Genomic DNA, 19,168 nt, shown 5'->3' with positions numbered 1-19,168 from the left:
TTTGAATGTTTGTCAATCCCTTTTAGGGATTTTTTAAAAAAATTGGTTAGACCCCAATAGGGAATCTAACCTTGTAATTTAACTAAATGACATTGACCTCTGAACAGTAACTAAATGAGCACTCTAAACTGTATTGGAGGAATGAAATATGAGAAAATGCAAGATCACCGTTTTAAAGACAACACTGGATGAGGAGCTGGCGAAAGAGTACGGAGTATCGGGATTACAGGCATGTCCCATGCTGAAGGCGGGACAGATTTTCTTTGCTGATTACGCGAAACCGGAGGGCTTCTGTGATGAAGCGTGGAAGGCGATTTACCAGTATGTGTTCGCGCTTTCCCACGGCACCGGAGAAGAGCTGTTCTATTACGGTGACTGGATCGGAAAGCCCGGAGTCGCCATATGCAGCTGCAACGATGGACTGCGCCCTGTGATTTTTAAGGTAGAAGCAACTGAGGAAGAATCCAGAATGGATTACAAACCCGTGGTACGGGAATAAAAGAAGAAGAGGGGAAATACATATGAACTACAGAAAACTGGGGAAAACGGGACTGATGGTCAGCGAGATCGGTCTGGGCGGCGAGTGGCTGGAACGCCATAACAGCGACGAGGTAAAGGCGGTCATCGACTGCTGCGAGGAGGCGGGGATCAATATTCTGGACTGCTGGATGGCCGAGCCGAACGTCCGCTCCAATATCGGAGCGGCGCTCTCGGGCAGACGGGACCGCTGGATCATTCAGGGCCATATCGGTTCCACATGGCAGGACGGACAGTATGTCAGAACCCGTGATTTAGAAAAGGTAAAACCGGCGTTTCAGGACCTGCTGGACCGCATGTGCACAGATTATATCGATCTGGGAATGATACATTTCGTGGATGAAGCCGCAGAGTTCCAGTCGATCATGGATGGGGAATTCATGGAATATGTCAGGGGACTGAAGGAGCAGGGGATTATCCGGCATATCGGCATGAGCACCCATAATCCGGAGGTGGCGAAGATGGGAGCGCTGTGCGGTGAGATCGAGATGATTCTCTTCAGCATCAATCCGGCGTTTGATATGCTTCCCGCCAGCGAGAACATAGAGGATTATTTTAAGGAGCGGTACGAAGAGGAATTGGGCGGTATTGCACCGGAGAGGGCAGAGCTGTACCGGGTCTGCGAGCAGGAAGAGGTTGGCATTACCGTCATGAAGGGGTATGCCGGCGGCCGGCTGTTCTCGGCGGAGGCGTCTCCCTTCGGCGTGGCGCTGACACCGGTTCAGTGTCTCCACTATGCGCTGACCAGACCCGCTGTGGCCAGTGTCATGGTGGGGTACGATACCCCGGAACACGTGGCGGCCGCGGTGGCATACGAGAGCGCGTCAGAAGAAGAAAAAGATTACGCAACCGTGCTTGCAGGGGCGCCTCACCACGCATACGCCGGACAGTGCACGTACTGCGGCCACTGTGCGCCATGTCCGGCGGCCATCGATATCGCCATGGTAAATAAACTTTACGATCTGGCGGTCATGCAGAATGAGGTCCCGGCCTCCCTGCGGGCGCATTATGACGGACTGTCTGCGGGAGCGGCCGACTGCATCGGATGCGGAAGCTGTGAGACGCGGTGTCCCTTTGGCGTCCATGTGGTGGAACGGATGGGACAGGCGAAAGCATTATTTTCCTGACGGCAGTTCCGCTGCCGGTTCACCATCCACACGGTTCATGCAGTCCAGCGAGTACATGCGTTTAAACTCCGTGGGGGTACACCCTTTCAGTTGTTTAAACATGCGGATGAAGGCCGAAAGGCTGGAGAAGCCCGACTGGAGCGCCACTTCCGTTACGGAGTATTCCGGATTGATTAAGAGCTGCTCCGCGTGGGAGATTCGTTTTTTGTTTAAGTAGCGGTAGAAGGAGGTATGTGTGAAATCCTTAAAAAGCCGGGTGAAGTGGTATTTGCTGAAGCCCGCGATCCCGGCGATGGTTTCCAGGGATAAGTCTTCCGTACAGTGCTCATTGATATAGTTGCAGACGTAAAGAAAGCGTTCCGCGTATTTGGCGGACTGGGGACCCAGCGTGCCCACGGAGGCGGACGGGGAGATGGCGTATCGTCCAAGAAGCCCCAGAAGCTCGATGAGCGCGCCATAGAGAAGCATATCGTAAAAGGACCGGGAGCCGGCGTATTCCTCTTCCATGAAGGAGAGGAGTTCGCCGGCCTTTCTGTACAGATCAGGCTCTCCGTCAGGCGTGATGGTGGTTACCGGCGCCAGCAGAGCGAGCATGGTCTCCAGGTTGGAGACCCCTCCTAAAAATGATAAATCCGCCAGATAGATGGTCCGGCTGCCCGTTTCCGGCGCGTAAAGCGCATGTATGGTGCCAGGACGGATGATGGCGATATCCCCCTCATTTAACTGGTAGATCTGGTCATCCACCACGACCCTATACCAGTTTTCCGTCGCATGTATGATTTCCATCGGAGTGTGCCAGTGATCCGGGAAATTTTCACAAATACTCATGTCGCTGATTCGCATCCGGAGATTTTCACGGAATGTGACTGTCTCAAAGATGCCGTCAAGATGTTCAATCATTGGTAATCCCCTTTCGTTCCCTTTCCATGCTTCGCGTGTATCCAAAGCACTCTGAAAACAGCTTTCTGCCTATGTAATCCCGGTAGTGAAAACAGTTGTGACGGTAAAACTCATTCCAGTAGCTGATCATCCGGTCATGGCTCAGCAGAAACGAATTCATGTTAAGGCGGCAGAATGATTTCATCCGGTCTGTATTTTTTCCTGCCATTTCATGGTAGATCAGCTCCAGAATTTCGGCCACATACTCATCCGAAAGCTTTAAGATGTATGGAAAACACCAGTCCGGATAATCTTCCAGAAGGATTGCCCTTACGTGTTTCTCCCGTATATAACCGTCAAAGCTTCTCGTAAATATGGCGTGACAGATCATTCTCTGCGTCCATGATAACCCGGAGCGCAGGTCCTCATACGTATCGACATAATAGATTCGGTAAGGAAATGAAACCGTTTGTCTGTCGGGCAGCGTATAAGTGCAGGTCTTGCCCGTCTCTGTGATTGGAATATCATGGTACGTGTTTCTGGAAATATGTGACAGCACAGCCGCTGCATCTTCATACAGCCGAGCTGGAAAACCATCTGTAAGCATAAGATTACCTCCCGGGGTTAAAAATCCCGCTGCAGGCAGCGGAGCATCAAATTTACATCGCTGCAAGGGGGGGCCATGACAGCAAAATGAAACAAAAAAAGTGCGCTGTTTTTCCTGCTATCATACCGCTATTATGGCAAGAATGCAATATAAAACCGCTGTATCCCGCCTTCTTTCGTTAAAAGTGCTATTTTAAAGAAGCAACTATTGATATAGATGGCGCAATAATTGTAAAGTCAAAATTGTCATAATCTGCTATATTTAAGTCATCTTAAGTACATCATTGATCCAGGAGGTAATAAAATGAGAGAATATCATGTGGCGGTAACCGGCTGTGATTTTGAAGAGGGCACAAAGGACCATCCGTTCCGAACCATATCGAAGGCCGCGTTACTCGCCATGCCGGGAGACCGTGTCATTGTCCATGAGGGAGAGTACCGGGAGTGGGTAAAACCAGCGCAGGGCGGAACCAGCAGTGTTTCAAGAATTACATACGAGGCAGCGGAAGGAGAACGCGTCGTAATCAAGGGTTCTGAGCAGATCACGTGCTGGGAGCCGGTGGAGGGCAGTGTCTGGAAAGCGGTTCTTCCCAATTCCTTCTTTGGCACCTATAATCCGTATAAGGAGGTTCTGGGAGGAGACTGGTTTATCTATCCGAATGACAATTCCCTGCACGCCGGGGACGTCTACCTGAATGGAAAATCCTTTTATGAAGCGAAGAGCCTGGAGGAAGTGAAGAATCCGGTTATCCGCACCGAGGGCGTGAATCCGCCGTGGACCAGGCATCCGGAGCCGATTCTGCATCCGGAGGATACCATGTATCAATGGTATGCCGAGACAGATCAGGAGACTACGGTGATCTATGCCAACTTCCAGGGCGTGAATCCCAACGAGGAACTGACAGAGATCAACGTGCGCAAATGTTGTTTCTATCCTGAAAAAACAGGATTAAACTATATCACGGTACGCGGCTTCGAGATGGCCCAGGCGGCATGCCCGTGGACCCCGCCGACCGCAGATCAGCCGGGACTTCTGGGAACGAACTGGAGCAAGGGCTGGATCATTGAGAACAATAAGATTCACGATGCCAAATGCAGCGGTATCAGTATCGGAAAGGAAGCCTCCACCGGCCATAATCTCTGTACCAGGACCCACAGAAAGCCGGGATACCAGTATCAGATGGAAGCCGTATTCCGGGCAAGACAGATCGGATGGAGCAAGGAGACGATCGGTTCCCACGTAATCCGGAACAATGAGATTTATGACTGCGGACAGAATGGTATCGTGGGCCATATGGGCTGTGTCTTCAGCGAGATTGCCCATAACCATATTTATAATATCGCGGTAAAGCACGAATATTTCGGATATGAGATCGGAGGAATCAAGCTGCACGCCGCCATCGATGTACAGATTCATCACAACAGCATACATAACTGCACGCTGGGAACGTGGCTGGACTGGCAGGCCCAGGGAACGAGAGTGAGCAAGAACTTATACTATGCCAACGACCGTGACCTCATGGTGGAAGTAACCCATGGCCCATATCTGGTGGACAACAATATCTTTGCATCCGATTATAATTTCGACAATATCGCCCAGGGCGGCGCCTACCTTCACAATCTCTGCTGCGGCACCATGCGCAGAGAGGACGTGCTGGACCGGTCCACTCCTTACCACTTCCCTCACACGACAGAGGTGGCGGGAACCACAGTGGTTTACAGCGGTGACGACAGGATCTATCAGAACGTATTCCTGGGGGGAACCGTGACCTATACAGAGCAGTCCCTTCACGGAACCGAGGGCTATGACGGCCATACGAATTCTCTGGAAGAGTATATAAACGATGTCATCTCCCGTGGAAACGGTGATTTAGAGCAGTTCAAGCATGTAAAACAGCCGGTATACATCCGTGGAAACGCCTACTTAAAGGGGGCTAAGCCCTATGGACGGGAAGAAAATACGCACGTAAGCGATATGGATCCTTCCGTTCGGATTGTAGAGACTGACGGAAAAACGTATCTGGAGCTGAATGTGGAAAAGGAGATGCTGGAGATTCCGACAGAAATCTATAATTCCGAAAAACTGGGAATGCCGCGCATCACGGAGGCCGCGTACGAAAATCCGGACGGCACACCAATCGTATTCGATACCGACTATCTGGATCAGTCCAGGAGCGGACAGCCTGCGGCAGGCCCGATTGAAGGCCTGAAAGAAGGAATGAACCGGATACTGGTTTGGGGATAATGGAAATACAAAATTAAGAGACATTGACAGGAACAGAATTTTCAGGGGCGCAGAACGCCCCTGATTTTTGTCTGTACCCTTTCGCAAGTGTCTTTCACATAGTCTTATTTTCAGACAAACAGCAGCTGTATCCGATAAAATGCACATTTCCATCCATCTTTCTTAAGGATTCATTCCGTGTTTCCCAAGCATTTTGTGGTAATATTTACCTGTCGCAGATAAGAATATGAGAATCAGACAGGGAGGTGTTCTGTGAACAGAAAAAGAGTGATGACGGCAGCTGTGATTTTTGTGTTGCTGTGCGTCGGCGTAATATCGTGTGCGCCAGAGGCATTGGGCGTGACGGGGGGATCGAGTGTTGCGGAGACATCGTGTGCGGCAAATCCGTGTGAGAGCACTGGAAATCAGAAACAGGCAGTGGTTTCAGGAAACTCGGTTTCCAGAAGAGTGGAGCTGCGTGAATATGAAGACAGCGGATGGCCGTATTTATATGATACCTATACCAATCATACCGATAAAACCATCTCGTCCAGACAGTACTGCATGCTGGCCTACGATAAAGAGGGACAGCCGCTGAAGCTTCAATGGTATATCATGGATTCCAGCGATAAACCGGCATATGACTGTCTGTACGATGATCATGACGAGATCATACCCGGGGCGGCCGCTGATTCCGGCTGGACGCTTTATGACGGAGAGAAGATGACAGGATGGCCGAAGATCGGAGACGGCGGACCAAACCGGGTGGCCTATGCGCTTTACTGCGACCGGAAGATAGTATTTTCGGATGGAGAGGTATGGGAAAATCCAGGATATGAGGACTGGCTTGAGAAGTATAAGGGAAAATCCGTGCCTGTCGAGGAACTCAAGAATTACTACCCATCAATTCTTGCGGTTACACTGCAGGATCAGGACGGCTAAACAATAATTCCCAATATGGAGGTTGACAATGAGTACATTCGCGTTAAAGATCACAGCCCTTATCCTTATGTTTCTCGACCACGCAGGACTCTACTTTGAAGGTGCGCCGATGTGGTTCCGTTGGGTGGGGAGAGCTTCCTACCCTCTGTTTTTATTCAGTATGGTCTGGGGATATCACTACACAAGAGACCGGAAGAAATACCTGCTTCGTTTATACCTGATGAGTATTTTTATGACCTTTTTTACTTACTTCATTAAAATCAGATTCGATGCAGCCATTGACTATGGATACCATAATATTTTCCTGTCCATGTTTCTTGTGGGCGTTTTAATCAGCACCATTGAACTGTTTCTGAAGGACAGGAAAAAGGGCGGTATCATGATCTGCATCATTTTTCTCGTCCAGATTTTATATTATATGATGCCTGGCTTTTTCCCCTTCCTTCGCAGTCTCAGCGGAGATACGCTCACCGGTGTCATCCCCAATCTGGCGCTGAATGAATATGGACTTGAATTCATTGCCCTGGGCGTGCTGATGTATTTCCTGAAAGAGAAGAAGGATTTATTAACAGTCGTGTATCTGCTTTTCTGTATCGCCCAGTTCAGCGAGGAGATGCTGGCCGCAGGTACCGCCACACAGTGGATGATGGTGCTTGCCCTGCCGTTCATGCTCAGCTACAATAACCAGAAAGGTCCCGGATTAAAATACTTTTTCTATGTTTTCTATCCGGCACATACGTTTTTGCTGTTTTACCTTGCAAATTACGTCTTTGTAAAATAAATGTTATTCGAAGTACTTTCGCACGAAAGCAAGCAGCACCAGATGCAGAAATCTATCCGGTGCTGCTTGCTTTTTATGTGCTGTCTCATTCATACCGATATTTAGTTTGCCTGTTTCGCAGATTCCGCTGCAGGAGCGGGAGAGGAGAACTGCTCCGTCAGCTTTTCGAGTAAGTCCCTCGCCTCATTTCCCTGTTCCAGTAAATCATCCACCGCGGGAGTTTCGATATTATGGATCAGGACATTCCGCGTCTTCCGGAGGGCGACGATCTTGTTGAGGCATTCCTTGTCGAGAATATCCAGCCGCTTTAAGGTATTGATATTAAAGGCGCCGCGCGTCTTCGGCGAGCTTTTGTATGATATACGGTTCAGGAAATGCTCCAGAGGCACCCACTGGTTAAAGAAGTAGGTGATGGAGTTGCCGGCCACCTCGTCAGCATCTCCGGCGATGCGGAGTTCCCGGTAAATCTGGTACCGTTTTTCATTACCCGTAATGATCTGATCGATGATCTGCTGGGAGATGTTGCGGCGGTCCTTTTCGAACTTGACTGATTTTAAGACCGGTTCGATCTCTTTGACGCCGTTCATCTTAAGCTTGCTTAGAAGCTTGAATAATAACTCGATATTTCCCATGCGGAGCTCGATGTCCTCACGGCGGAAATTATTGCTTAAGTAATTGTAGAGATAGGAAGCCAGCTCATACTGGCTGCCGAATGTGGCGTTTTTGCTCTGGACCCTTTCATTGCCGGCACTCTGCAGCCGTTCCAGGGCGATCTCTCCGGCGAGGACGAGTCCGTTTAACTCATCGATGATAGCCAGCTCTTCTTCCGACAGGGTTCCCGAAAGAGGCTTGTAGACGAGATCGTGTTCGACCTCGGACCATGCATGCATCAAAACAGAAGCCACCTGAATCTCAATCCGCGCGGCGGCGTATTTCTGCTGTGACTTGTCTAAGGATTCTTCCTTCATATGAGCCCTGTAATGGTTGGCCCAATAGCCGGAAAAACGCTTGTTGTAGGTGGGCGGCTTGGACTGCTCCGGGAACTGCTTCGTCTCTATAATGGTAAACAGATCGGCGATCAGGCTGTTGGCCTTGTCGCGGTCTCCGGGGAAGTAGAGGGATACCCGGACTCCGGATAAATCGGCGATATCCTCGTAAATTTCCCTCATGTTTTTATAGGGAACCGGCCGCCGGCTGTTCCTTCTCAATACCTTGCTTTTTAATCTCACAGGATTCTTGGCCCTGGATGTCACCATGGCGCGGATACCGGCTGCCTGAAGCGCGGATTCCAGCTGCCTGGCTGCGATGTGCCCGGCCGTCTCGTAAAAGTTCAACTTTTTCTTATAATTTTCAATAAACTGGTTAATCAAATCCATACACATTCCTCATTGGTTTCTTGTTACATGTTTATTATATCGCAATAGGAAAAATGATACAACCAGAAAGCTTCAAAAGAATGTAAAGTTCTGCCGTAATATCCGGATCTGCCGCCGCGGACCGAAACGTGCAGACAGCCTTGTATTTCCCCAAAATGAGAGGTATAATACATAGTAAATCAAACTGGGCGGAAGGGGGATATGCCTGTGTTTCTTTTATTTTTTGCAGTGTGGATGATTTTAAACGGTAAAGTGACGGCGGAAATCTGTATCTTTGGCGTTTTGATTTCAGCCGCACTTTTTTATTTTATGTGCCGCTACATGGAATACAGCCTGAAAAAGGAGCTGCTGCTGTTTCGTCTGATCCCGCTGTTTATCCGTTATTTCGGAGTTCTCGTGAAGGAGATCGTAAAGGCCAACGTGTGCGTGTTAAAGATCATCCTGTCGCCGGAGCTTCAGCCGGAGCCGGCCTTCGTGTATTTTGACACGGATTTAAGGACAGGACTGGCGCGGGTTCTGCTGGCCAATTCCATCACGCTGACGCCGGGAACCATTACCGTGTCCGTGGAGGACGACCGGTTCTGCGTGCACTGTCTGGATAAAGAACTGGCCGAAGGGATGGAGACTTCTGTATTCGTAAAGCTGCTGAAGGAAATGGAGGACATGGAAGCGAAATGGACAAAATAGGACAGGCTTATGAGATGCTTTTAACCGGGGCAGCCCTGATTCTGGCAGTTCTGATGATTATCAGCATCATTCGTTCCGTTCTGGGGCCGAAGATCTCGGACCGGATTATCGCAGTCAATATGACAGGAACCATGGTGATCATGGTCATCGCCATCCTTTCCGTTTACCTGGATGAAAACTATTTGGTGGATGTGAGCCTGATCTATGCCATGATCAGCTTTTTAGGCGTTGTTGTTCTCTGCAAGGTATACACAGGAGTCTATCTCCAGAAGAAGAACCGGAAAGCCGATTTGGGAGCGATCGAGGACAACGTAGGCATACAGGCGGAAGAGGAGGATTCCCTATGACGTGGCAGTGGATCAGATTCGTACTTTCGGCCGCCTGTCTCGTGACGGGCCTTGTTTTTATGATACTGGCCGTGTTTGGAGTAAACCGCTTTCACCGGGCGCTGAACCGGATGCATGCGGCGGCTATGGGAGACACGCTGGGGATTTTGTTCGTATTTGCGGGACTCATCCTGATTCGTGGATTTTCCATGGATTCTTTAAAATTATTCCTGGTTATCCTGTTTTTCTGGACTGCGGGTCCGGTATCCGGCCATATGATCAGCCGCCTGGAAGCCATGACCGACGAAAATCTGGGTGAGATCCTCGTGATCCGGAAGGGAAAGACCGATAAGAAGCAGAAGGAGGAAGAGGGCGATGAAACTCTTTGAAATCATTCTTTTAATCTGTCTGATCGTATGTGCGGTATCGGTTGCATTTACGAAGGATTTACTGACCTCCATCGTTATTTTCATGTCCTACAGCCTGATCATGTGTATCATATGGATTCTGCTTCAGTCGCCTGACCTGGCCATTACCGAGGCGGCGGTGGGAGCGGGCGTGACCAGCATCCTCTTTTTCATTACGCTAAAGAAGATCAGAGCCATCCGAAAGGAGGACCGTGATGAGCAGGACGAAGGATAATTACGAAAACAGCCGGTGGCTGAAATTCAAGAAATGGATCGACGGCGAGACGGACCTTCTCGCAGACGGAATGGAGATCCGCGTTCCGGAGGAAGACTCAAAGGTACTTTCGCAGGCGGCGCAGTCAGCACAGGCGGAGCTTCCGGGAGATGATCCGGGAAAGGCCGCCAGAATGCGGAAGAAGGAAGAACGGGGGCTTCTCCTGTTTCACCGGTTCTATCAGGTCATGTCGGTTCTCCTGTGCCTGACGATCATCTTTGTTCTGCTCTGGACGATCGCCTATCTGCCGGTCTTTGGTAATGCGGGAAATCCGGACAACAACGAGGTGTCTGCCCGGTACATAGAAAAGGGAGTGGAGGAGACCGGCGCACTCAACTACGTTACCGGTATGATTCTGGATTACCGCGCCTTCGATACATTTGGGGAGTCGTGCGTGCTGTTTATCGCTTCCTGCTGTGTCCTGGCGCTGCTCCGGATCGATGCGGTGAGCCATGACGCACAGACGCGCAAACGGCTCGATGAGGCCAATGACCGGCTCTTTGAACCGAAGAACGACATCATTTTACAGAAATGCGCCTGCGTGCTGGTCCCTTTTATCATGATTTTCGGTATCTACATCATTTTAAACGGTCATCTGTCGCCCGGAGGCGGGTTTTCCGGAGGCGCAGTACTGGGATCGGGTCTGATCCTCTATTTAAATGCCTTCGGCTTCGAAAAGACGGAACGCTTCTTTACGGAGAAAGTGTACCGCAGAATTACCCTCTGCGCGCTGACGTTTTACTGTGTGGCGAAAAGCTATTCTTTCTTTACCGGCGCGAACCATTTAGAGAGCGGAATCCCTCTTGGAACTCCCGGAGCCATCTTAAGCAGCGGGCTGATTCTGCCTCTCAACATCTGCGTGGGTCTGGTTGTGGCGTGCACCATGTACGCATTTTACACGCTGTTCCGAAAAGGAGGGATGTGATTTGGCAGTACATTTGCTGTTTAACATAGAAGAGACGGTGGCAGTGATTCTGTTCGGCGTGGGATTTACCATGCTTTTGCTTCATAAGAACTTAATCAAGAAGATTATGGGAATGAACATCATGGACACGGCGGTCTATTTATTCCTGGCGGCAAAGGGGTATATCCAGGGAAGAGCCGTTCCTATCGAGCTGAACGGCATTAGAGAGGCTGCGGCTTACATCAATCCCGTACCCAGCGGCCTTGTCCTGACGGGCATCGTGGTATCGGTCAGCACGACGGCGCTCATGCTGGCGCTGACGATCCGCCTGTATGAGCGGTACGGTTCCCTGGATCTGGATGAGATTCTGACACAGGCGAAAGAGGAGGAAAAGACATGACTCTTGTTCAGAACTTTCCTTTTTTCTCCATCATCATCGCCATGTTTTCCGGGATTTTGTCGTGCGCCCTCTCTGGTAAAAAGGCCAGGAATTTAAGCCTGGCGGTTATTGCGATTACGACGGTCATGTCGGCCGCCGTTCTTCGCTTCTGTATGGGGACGGGAGAGAGCTATACCTATATGATGGGACATTTTCCTGCACCCTGGGGAAATGAGATCAGGGCCGGCGTCTTAGAAGGCCTGACCGCCACTGTATTCGGCGTGGTCATGCTGCTGTCCGTCCTGGGAGGCATGGATCATACCGCGGAGGACGTGGAAGGGACAAAGCTGAACTTATTCTATGTAATGATCGATTTGATGCTCAGCTCGCTTCTGGCCCTTATCTATACGAACGATTTATTTACAGCCTATGTATTTGTGGAGATCAATACCATCGCAGGATGCGGTCTGATCATGATACGGCAGAAGGGCAGGAGCCTGTCGGCGGCGATCCGGTATATGATTATGAGCCAACTGGGCTCGGGCCTGTTTTTAATCGGGCTCAGTATGCTTTACGATGTAACGGGCCATCTGCTGATGAGCCCGGCCAGGGCGGCGGTGGAGGCCATTGAAGCCGCGGGCAGCTATGAGATTCCCATGCTGGTAATTCTGGCGGTGATCAGCGTCGGACTGGCCATCAAGAGCGGACTGTATCCGTTTCATTACTGGATACCCGATACCTATGGCTATGCGACTCCGACGGCCAGCGCTATTCTGTCCGGACTCGTGTCCAAAGGGTATATTTTCCTGCTGATTAAAATATTCTACCGCGTGCTGGGAAGAGAAAATGTGGTAGCCAGCCGTATTGTCAACGTTCTGTTCGTCTTTGGACTTGCCGGGATGCTTATGGGGTCCCTTCATGCGATTCTGGAAAAGGATACGAGGAGGATGATAGCCTATTCTTCTGTGGCTCAGATCGGCTATATTTACATGGGAATCGGCCTTGGAACGGAGGCCGGGATGGTGGCTGCGGTGTTCCACATGTTCACCCATTCGGCGACCAAGGCGCTGCTGTTTATCAGCGCGGTCGGGCTCTATGAGGTGTCCGGTGATAAAAAGGACTACAAGAGCCTGCGTGGAGCGGGATACCGGAACCCTCTGGCCGGAATCGGATTTTCCGTGGGAGCACTCTCCATGGTGGGATTTCCCATGCTGGCCGGCTTCATATCCAAGCTGCTGTTTGCCACGTCGGCACTCCAGAGTCCGAATAAGATGATTATCACGCTGATTGGCCTGGCCGTCAGCACGACGTTAAATGCCATCTACTTCCTGCGCCTTGTCATCACCCTGTACTCCAGAGAGGGAGACCGGGAGACCAGAGGGGCCGCAGAGCGGTCCGCAGTCAGGAAAAGTTCCTGGAAACTCAGGCTGGCCGTCCTGTGCTTCATCTTTCTGAATCTGATTCTGGGACTGAAATCCCAGCCGATCGTACAGGCGATTGCAGCCGGACTTTCAACGATATAAGCGTGGATTGAAATGAATAAAAGAGGAGAAACCTTATGTACCAAGAGATGGATCAAAACGTGATATTGCTGCTTCCGGTTCTCATTCCGATTGCGGCAGGAATCCTGCTTCTAACGGTGAAACGGCTCAGAAGCAGCCGGAAAGCGATGCTGTGCCTGGTCATGGCTGCGCTGACGGCGGGAGCGCTGTGCGCCTTCGCTGCGGTGGCGTCGGGAGGCGGGCTTACGCTCTGGAAGCTGACTGACACCATTACCATTGAATTCCGGGTGGATGGGATCAGCAGGCTTTTTGCCGTGCTGACGGCGGCGGTCTGGCTTCTGGTAGGGATCTATTCCATTACCTATATGACCCATGAACGGGATGAACACCGGTTCTTCGGGTTTTACTTAATCGTCCTCGGAGTGCTGATCGGACTGGATTTTTCCGCCAATCTGGTGACCATGTACGTCTTCTACGAATTGATGACGCTGACATCGCTTCCCCTCGTTCTCCACGAGCTCACAAAGGATGCGGTTATGGCGGGACTCAAATACTTATTTTACTCTGTGGCGGGCGCTTTCCTGGCGCTGTTTGGGATCCTCTTTCTAGCCAGCATCTCCGGTACTCTGGCGTTTACTCCGGGAGGTGTGCTGGGAGGCGTGTCCCTTGCCGGAAAGGAAGGAATCCTGCTGGCTGCGGTGTGCTGCATGCTGCTGGGCTTTGGAACGAAGGCTGGTATGTTTCCCATGCACGGATGGCTGCCCACAGCCCATCCGGTCGCTCCCGCGCCGGCCAGTGCCGTTCTGTCTGGCCTGATTACGAAATCGGGCGTACTGGCGGTAATCCGGGTGGTCTATTATATCGTCGGGCCGGAGCTCCTTCGCGGAACCTGGGTACAGTCCATGTGGATTCTCCTGTCCCTGCTCACCGTATTTATGGGCTCCATGCTGGCTTATAAGGAACAGGTCTTAAAGAAACGGCTGGCGTATTCGACGGTCAGCCAGGTCTCCTATATTCTGTTCGGGCTGAGTCTTTTGGAGCCGACGGCATTTGTGGGGGCCTTATCCCATGTGGTGTTCCATTCCATGATCAAGAACGGACTCTTCCTGGCGGCCGGCGCCATCATATTTAAAACCGGATGGACCAGAGTGGAAGAGATGCGCGGTCTCGGCCGGGTGATGCCGGTGATGCTGGGCGGCTATACGGTTCTGTCCCTGGCGCTGATCGGAATTCCACCCTGCAGCGGCTTTGTGAGCAAATGGTATCTGGCGTGCGGGGCTCTTGCCTCCGGAACGGGAGTGTGGACGATCGCGGGACCGGCCGTGCTGCTGGTCAGTGCGCTGCTCACTGCCGGTTATCTGCTTCCTCTCACCATCCATGGGTTCTTCCCGGGTGAAGACTTTGATGAGAGCGGATTAAAGGCCAGAGGGCTTATAGGGCGGGAGCCGTCGCTCTGCATGATGGTACCGATACTGATATTTACGGCGGGGGCCCTGCTTTTCGGCTGTTTCCCGGGCCGGTTCCTGGCTATGCTGGAATCTATTGCCGCGGCCGTACTTTGACGGAGGAATGCGTATGAACGGAATCTTACTGGCGGTGCCGGCGCTCCTTCCGATCGTGGGAGGTACGGCGATCCTCGCCTCCGGATACGGGGCTGAGGATGAGAGAACATACAGACACCTGGAATTCGTCGTGGAAGGACTGGTGCTTTTAAATAGCCTGTTGGTGGCCCTGCTGATCGCCGGCAGAAGCGGCATGGAAAATGGTCTGGTGCTCTTTAAACTCTACGGGAATCTGACGGTCCGGTTTAAGCTTGACCGCATGGGCTCGGTATTCGCGGGCCTGGTGGCGTTTCTGTGGCCTCTGGCAACGCTTTATTCATTTGAATATATGAGGCATGAAAAGAGGCGTGCCTCCTTTTTTGCCTATTATCTGATGACGTATGGGGTGACGATCGGAATTGCGTTCTCGGGCAACTTAGTCACCATGTATCTGTTTTATGAGCTGCTGACGCTGGTCACCTTCCCTCTGGTGCTCCATCCCATGACAAAGGAAGCCATGCGGGCGAGCCGCAAATACCTCTATTATTCCATCGGAGGCGCGGCGTTCGCCTTTATCGGCCTGATTTTTGTGCTGAAATATTCGGCCACGGGAACCACGGAATTTGTTCCGGGCGGCGTCCTGTCCCTGACAGCGGCTGAAGGCGACCGTGGAACACTGCTGTTCGTCTATATCCTTGCATTCTTTGGTTTTGGAGTCAAGGCGGCCGTATTTCCATGCCACGGATGGCTTCCGATGGCTACCGTGGCGCCTACGCCTGTGACAGCCCTGCTGCACGCGGTAGCCGTGGTGAAATCCGGCGCGTTTGCCATTCTGCGATTCACTTATTACAGCTATGGAACGGAATTTCTGCGTGGAAGCGCGGCACAGTGGGTGGTCATGGCAGCAGCTATGGTAACGATTATCTTCGGTTCCACCATGGCGGTCAGGGAGATTCACTGGAAACGCCGTCTGGCGTATTCCACGATCAGCAACCTGTCGTATATTCTGCTGGGAGCGTCGATGATGAGTCCTCTGGGTCTGGCGGCCGCTTTAAGCCACATGGTCTTTCATGCATTTATGAAGATCTGTTCCTTCTTCTGCGCGGGAGCTGTGATGCATCAGACCGGAAAGACATACGTCTATGAGGTGGACGGCCTGGCAAAGAAGATGCCGCTGACGTTCGGCTGTCTGACTGTGGCCAGCCTTTCCCTCATGGGGATCCCTCTGTTTGCCGGTTTTATCAGCAAATGGAACATTGCGGAAGCGGCCTTCGCCTGCGGCAGTCTCACTCTGGCAGGCGGCAGCAGAATGGGAATCCTCCCGTATCTGGGAACGGCTGTGATCCTTTATTCGGCCCTGATGACCGGTGTCTATATGCTTACTGTACTGGTACGTGCGTATTTTCCAAAGGCTGCGGCGGCGACCGCGGTAAAAGAGGAACCGTACACCGATCCCAACTGGATGATGATGGTGCCGCTTCTGATCTTCGCGGCTGCAGTACTGGTGTTTGGCCTGTATTCCGGGCCTCTTATGGAGTTGCTTACGGTGATAGGAGGTGAGGCCGGATGAAGACCCTGTTTGATGTGGTGATACCCGGATTCTGCGGGATGGGACTGCATTTTAAGCTGGACGGCTTCCGTCTGGTTTATTCCTGTATCGCCGTATTGATGTGGGCTGTCAGCGGTGCGTTTTCCCTGGAATACATGGCTCACTATGAGAAACGCCGGAAATACTACGTGTTTTTATGGGTAACATTTTTTGCCACCTTGGGAGTGTTTCTGTCTGCGGATTTGTATACCACCTTTATTTTCTTCGAAATCATGTCCTTTACTTCGTATGTCTGGGTGGCGTTCGACGAGAAGAAGGAGAGCCTTAAGGCGGCGGAAACCTATCTGGCTGTGGCGGTAATCGGCGGCCTTGCCATGCTCATGGGGCTGTTCCTTCTCTATGACCTGACGGGGACCCTGGATATGGATCTGATCGGTCCGGCGGCGCGGGCGGCCCTGGAGACCGGCGGTGGTTACCTTTCGCCTGCCGCACAGCTTTATACTGCGGGGGGACTGCTGCTATTCGGTTTTGGAGCCAAGGCGGGCTGCTTTCCGCTTCATATCTGGCTTCCCAAGGCCCATCCGGTGGCACCGGCACCGGCCAGCGCGCTGTTGTCTGGAATACTGACGAAGGCCGGCGTATTCGGAATCATTGTGATTACCGGGGGGCTGTTCTTTTCCGATGGAAACTGGGGGCTTCTCCTCACCGTGCTGGGGCTTGTGACCATGTTTCTGGGCGCGCTTCTGGCGCTGCTGTCCGTTAATTTAAAGAGGACGCTGGCGTGTTCGTCCATCTCTCAGATCGGATTCATTTTAACGGGAATCGGCATGGCGGTTCTTCTTTCCAGCGTGGGAGAAGAAAATGGTCTGGCGGTGCGGGGGACATTTCTTCACATGGTCAACCATTCGCTGTTTAAACTGGTGCTCTTTCTCTGCGCCGGGGCGGTGTATATGAATCTGCATAAGCTGAATTTAAATGATATCCGCGGTTTCGGCAGGAAGAAGCCTGCGCTTGGCTTCTGTTTCCTCATGGGAAGCCTGGGGATCAGCGGAATCCCGCTGTGGAGCGGTTATGTGAGCAAGACACTGCTCCATGAGAGCATGGTGGAGTATGCGAAGGCCGTGGGAGAGGGGGCTGCCGTTTTGGTGAATCCGGGAATGCCCTCTGACTCTATTGGAATGCCTGGCATTGTCACATCGCTTCTGCTGAATCCGGGAATCTGGAAAGCGGCGGAATGGGTGTTTCTTCTGACGGGAGGAATGACCGTGGCCTATATGCTGAAGCTGTTTATCGCACTATTTGTGGAAAAACATCCGACAGAGCAGGCGAAGTACGACGCGATGTCCACATCCTGCATGAAGCCTCTCAGCCGTTTCGTGCTGGTGGGCTGTTCGGCGCTCATTCCGCTTCTGGGCATGGCGCCGCATCTGACCATGGACCGGATCGCAGGTGCAGGGGAACCCTTTTTCCGGGGAGATGAGATGGTTCATTCCGTGGCTTATTTTTCTCTGGGAAATCTAAAGGGCGGAGTCATTTCTATCGGAATCGGCATTGTGCTCTATGCCGTCGTCGTACGTTTGCTTCTGATGAAAAAGGACGAACGAGGCACAGTGATTTATGCAGACCGCCTGCCATCCTGGCTGGATCTGGAGAATCTGGTCTACCGGCCGCTTCTCCTGCATATTTTGCCTGGAATCTGCGGCGCGGTATGCGCCTTGATCGACCGGTATTTAGTCTCTACGGTGGTGACTGTATTTCTGGCGGTGTCCTCCGTGGTCTGCCGGGCCATGGATTCATTTGTCGACGGCCTGATTCTGCTTGCGAGAAAGACGACTCACCGGCAGCTGCCGGGAACCGTAAAAATAAGGGAAAATGACAGACTCGCCTGCATCCTTGGAGGTATTGCGGATGAAATCGCGGTATGGAAAGGCAGGCGGGGCAGGAAAATCAAAATGGACCGTCCGTCTGCGATTCCACGTTTCATAGAGGCGGAGGAGGAACTGAAACGGACCGGAAAGCTGGTCGAAGAAAGCTTTTCCTTTGGTCTGATGCTGTTCTGTATCGGGCTCTGCCTGACACTGGGATATTTACTGGCAGTCTTCCTTATGGGATAGACTGCCGGGCTGTGCGGGAAATGCCGGATGAGGTCTTTCGCAATTTTTGTGTTTATGGTATGATGAATGCTTAAATACGAAACACTGGAGATACAGGATGGAGGAAAAGGAAATTGATGATAGAGACAGAACGGCTTCAGCTGATTCCGCTGACGCCGGATCAACTAAGGCTTTGGGTTACTGATATGGCAGAGCTGGAGTCGGAACTCGGTGTTGTCTATGATGCTGAGCCGATGGAAGGTATTTTCCTGAAAATTGTGGAAGGGCAGTGCGGGATAACCGAGAAGGATGAGGCGCATTACGTATATCACACCTTCTGGTTCCTGGTGCGCAGGGAAGACCGTGTGGTCGTAGGATCCGCAGATTTTAAAAACGTACCGGATCCGGAAGGCCAGGTGGAGATCGGTTACGGCCTGGGACTGAAATATGAACATGAGGGTTATATGACGGAGGCGGTCGGAGCCATGTGCCGGTGGGCGCTGGAGCAGGAAGAGGTGCGCGCAGTGATCGCGGAGACCGAGCCGGACGGACTGGCCTCCATACGTGTACTGGGCAGATGCGGCTTTAAGAGGTGGAAGACAGAGGAAAATTTGTGGTGGAGGCTTGACGGATGAACATACAGATATTTGGAAAAAAGAAGTGTTTTGATACGAAGAAGGCGGAGCGGTATTTTAAGGAACGGAATATCCGCGTTCAGATGATCGATATGGCGGAAAAGGGCATGAGCAAAGGAGAGTTTACCAATGTGAAGCAGGCGGTTGGAGGTGTGGAAGCGCTGATCGACGAAAACTGCAAAGACAAGGATCTGCTGGCTCTCTTAAAGTATCTGTCACCCGAGGACCGGGAGGAAAAGCTTCTGCTGAATCCCCAGGTTATAAAGACTCCTGTGGTTCGGAATGGGAAAAAGGCGACTGTGGGATACCGGCCGGAGATATGGAAAGAATGGGACGAGTAGTCCGTTCTTCAGATACTATACAGGGCGTGTTTGAAAATTCATTCCTGCCATCTGCACG

At 51.8% G+C, this 19,168-nt stretch carries 20 protein-coding genes; 17 read left to right on the top strand and 3 right to left on the bottom strand.

Annotation, left to right across the window (positions count from 1 at the left end):
* The first annotated feature begins 148 nt into the window (after window positions 1–148).
* Both DFR60_RS14165 and DFR60_RS14160 read left to right on the top strand, forming a co-directional pair.
* Window positions 149–499 carry a TIGR04076 family protein gene (locus DFR60_RS14165; RefSeq protein WP_110323448.1) on the top strand — a complete coding sequence of 117 codons (351 nt, stop codon included), beginning with the start codon at window positions 149–151 and terminating at the stop codon, window positions 497–499.
* A 22-nt stretch (window positions 500–521) separates the two neighbouring features.
* Complete coding sequence (locus DFR60_RS14160; protein WP_110323447.1) at window positions 522–1,664, top strand: aldo/keto reductase; 1,143 nt, start codon at window positions 522–524, stop codon at window positions 1,662–1,664.
* On the opposite strand, the gene DFR60_RS14155 is transcribed toward DFR60_RS14160, so the two are convergent.
* Together DFR60_RS14155 and DFR60_RS14150 are read right to left on the bottom strand one after the other, a co-directional pair.
* Window positions 1,653–2,564 (bottom strand): AraC family transcriptional regulator, encoded by a 912-nt coding sequence (locus DFR60_RS14155; protein ID WP_110323446.1) that lies wholly within the window; start codon window positions 2,562–2,564, stop codon window positions 1,653–1,655. The two genes, DFR60_RS14160 and DFR60_RS14155, sit on opposite strands and share 12 nt — an antisense overlap.
* Window positions 2,557–3,150: a hypothetical protein gene (locus DFR60_RS14150; RefSeq protein WP_110323445.1), complete on the bottom strand. Its 594-nt coding sequence runs from the start codon at window positions 3,148–3,150 to the stop codon at window positions 2,557–2,559. Before DFR60_RS14150 ends, DFR60_RS14155 begins: the two co-directional genes overlap by 8 nt.
* 303 nt (window positions 3,151–3,453) lie before the next feature.
* Between DFR60_RS14150 and DFR60_RS14145 the strand changes: the two genes are divergently transcribed.
* The 3 genes from DFR60_RS14145 to DFR60_RS14135 all read left to right on the top strand — a co-directional run bounded on the left by DFR60_RS14145 (window position 3,454) and on the right by DFR60_RS14135 (window position 7,096).
* Window positions 3,454–5,394: a DUF1565 domain-containing protein gene (locus DFR60_RS14145; protein WP_110323444.1), complete on the top strand. Its 1,941-nt coding sequence runs from the start codon at window positions 3,454–3,456 to the stop codon at window positions 5,392–5,394.
* Between the two features lie 252 nt (window positions 5,395–5,646).
* On the top strand, window positions 5,647–6,315 hold the full coding sequence (locus tag DFR60_RS14140; protein WP_110323443.1) for a DUF5780 domain-containing protein: 669 nt from the start codon (window positions 5,647–5,649) through the stop codon (window positions 6,313–6,315).
* Window positions 6,316–6,343: 28 nt separating this feature from the next.
* Complete coding sequence (locus DFR60_RS14135) at window positions 6,344–7,096, top strand: TraX family protein (protein WP_110323442.1); 753 nt, start codon at window positions 6,344–6,346, stop codon at window positions 7,094–7,096.
* A gap of 101 nt (window positions 7,097–7,197) precedes the next feature.
* On the opposite strand, the gene DFR60_RS14130 is transcribed toward DFR60_RS14135, so the two are convergent.
* Complete coding sequence (locus DFR60_RS14130) at window positions 7,198–8,472, bottom strand: RelA/SpoT domain-containing protein (protein ID WP_110323441.1); 1,275 nt, start codon at window positions 8,470–8,472, stop codon at window positions 7,198–7,200.
* 201 nt (window positions 8,473–8,673) lie between these two features.
* Here DFR60_RS14130 and DFR60_RS14125 point away from each other — a divergent pair, with 201 nt between their 5' ends.
* The 12 genes from DFR60_RS14125 (at window position 8,674) to DFR60_RS14070 (ending at window position 19,110) form a co-directional block, all read left to right on the top strand.
* Window positions 8,674–9,159 (top strand): Na+/H+ antiporter subunit E, encoded by a 486-nt coding sequence (locus DFR60_RS14125; RefSeq protein WP_110323440.1) that lies wholly within the window; start codon window positions 8,674–8,676, stop codon window positions 9,157–9,159.
* Window positions 9,147–9,506 (top strand): MrpF/PhaF family protein, encoded by a 360-nt coding sequence (locus DFR60_RS14120; RefSeq protein ID WP_002604330.1) that lies wholly within the window; start codon window positions 9,147–9,149, stop codon window positions 9,504–9,506. Before DFR60_RS14125 ends, DFR60_RS14120 begins: the two co-directional genes overlap by 13 nt.
* Window positions 9,503–9,874 carry a cation:proton antiporter gene (locus DFR60_RS14115; RefSeq protein ID WP_110323439.1) on the top strand — a complete coding sequence of 124 codons (372 nt, stop codon included), beginning with the start codon at window positions 9,503–9,505 and terminating at the stop codon, window positions 9,872–9,874. The genes DFR60_RS14120 and DFR60_RS14115 overlap by 4 nt, the downstream gene beginning before the upstream one ends.
* On the top strand, window positions 9,861–10,127 hold the full coding sequence (locus DFR60_RS14110; RefSeq protein ID WP_055652591.1) for a hydrogenase subunit MbhD domain-containing protein: 267 nt from the start codon (window positions 9,861–9,863) through the stop codon (window positions 10,125–10,127). The genes DFR60_RS14115 and DFR60_RS14110 overlap by 14 nt, the downstream gene beginning before the upstream one ends.
* Entirely contained in the window at window positions 10,108–11,091 is a 984-nt protein-coding gene (gene mbhE, locus DFR60_RS14105; RefSeq protein ID WP_110323438.1) for a hydrogen gas-evolving membrane-bound hydrogenase subunit E, read from the top strand. Before DFR60_RS14110 ends, mbhE begins: the two co-directional genes overlap by 20 nt.
* Before the next feature lies 1 nt (window position 11,092).
* Entirely contained in the window at window positions 11,093–11,470 is a 378-nt protein-coding gene (locus DFR60_RS14100) for a sodium:proton antiporter (RefSeq protein ID WP_110323437.1), read from the top strand.
* Window positions 11,467–12,972 carry a complex I subunit 5 family protein gene (locus tag DFR60_RS14095; RefSeq protein WP_110323436.1) on the top strand — a complete coding sequence of 502 codons (1,506 nt, stop codon included), beginning with the start codon at window positions 11,467–11,469 and terminating at the stop codon, window positions 12,970–12,972. Before DFR60_RS14100 ends, DFR60_RS14095 begins: the two co-directional genes overlap by 4 nt.
* A 35-nt stretch (window positions 12,973–13,007) precedes the next feature.
* Complete coding sequence (locus DFR60_RS14090) at window positions 13,008–14,513, top strand: complex I subunit 5 family protein (protein WP_243005071.1); 1,506 nt, start codon at window positions 13,008–13,010, stop codon at window positions 14,511–14,513.
* Between the two features lie 13 nt (window positions 14,514–14,526).
* Window positions 14,527–16,062 carry a complex I subunit 5 family protein gene (locus DFR60_RS14085; RefSeq protein WP_110323435.1) on the top strand — a complete coding sequence of 512 codons (1,536 nt, stop codon included), beginning with the start codon at window positions 14,527–14,529 and terminating at the stop codon, window positions 16,060–16,062.
* Complete coding sequence (locus DFR60_RS14080; RefSeq protein WP_110323434.1) at window positions 16,059–18,155, top strand: complex I subunit 5 family protein; 2,097 nt, start codon at window positions 16,059–16,061, stop codon at window positions 18,153–18,155. Before DFR60_RS14085 ends, DFR60_RS14080 begins: the two co-directional genes overlap by 4 nt.
* A 116-nt stretch (window positions 18,156–18,271) precedes the next feature.
* Entirely contained in the window at window positions 18,272–18,769 is a 498-nt protein-coding gene (locus tag DFR60_RS14075; protein ID WP_110323433.1) for a GNAT family N-acetyltransferase, read from the top strand.
* Window positions 18,766–19,110 carry an arsenate reductase family protein gene (locus tag DFR60_RS14070; RefSeq protein WP_025530385.1) on the top strand — a complete coding sequence of 115 codons (345 nt, stop codon included), beginning with the start codon at window positions 18,766–18,768 and terminating at the stop codon, window positions 19,108–19,110. Before DFR60_RS14075 ends, DFR60_RS14070 begins: the two co-directional genes overlap by 4 nt.
* Window positions 19,111–19,168 lie beyond the last annotated feature (58 nt).

Origin of the sequence: Hungatella effluvii, from assembly GCF_003201875.1 — a bacterium.
Classification (GTDB): Bacteria; Bacillota; Clostridia; order Lachnospirales; family Lachnospiraceae; genus Hungatella; species Hungatella effluvii.
Note: the sequence above shows the minus strand (reverse complement) of the source record. Positions and strands in the feature narration are given on the sequence as shown.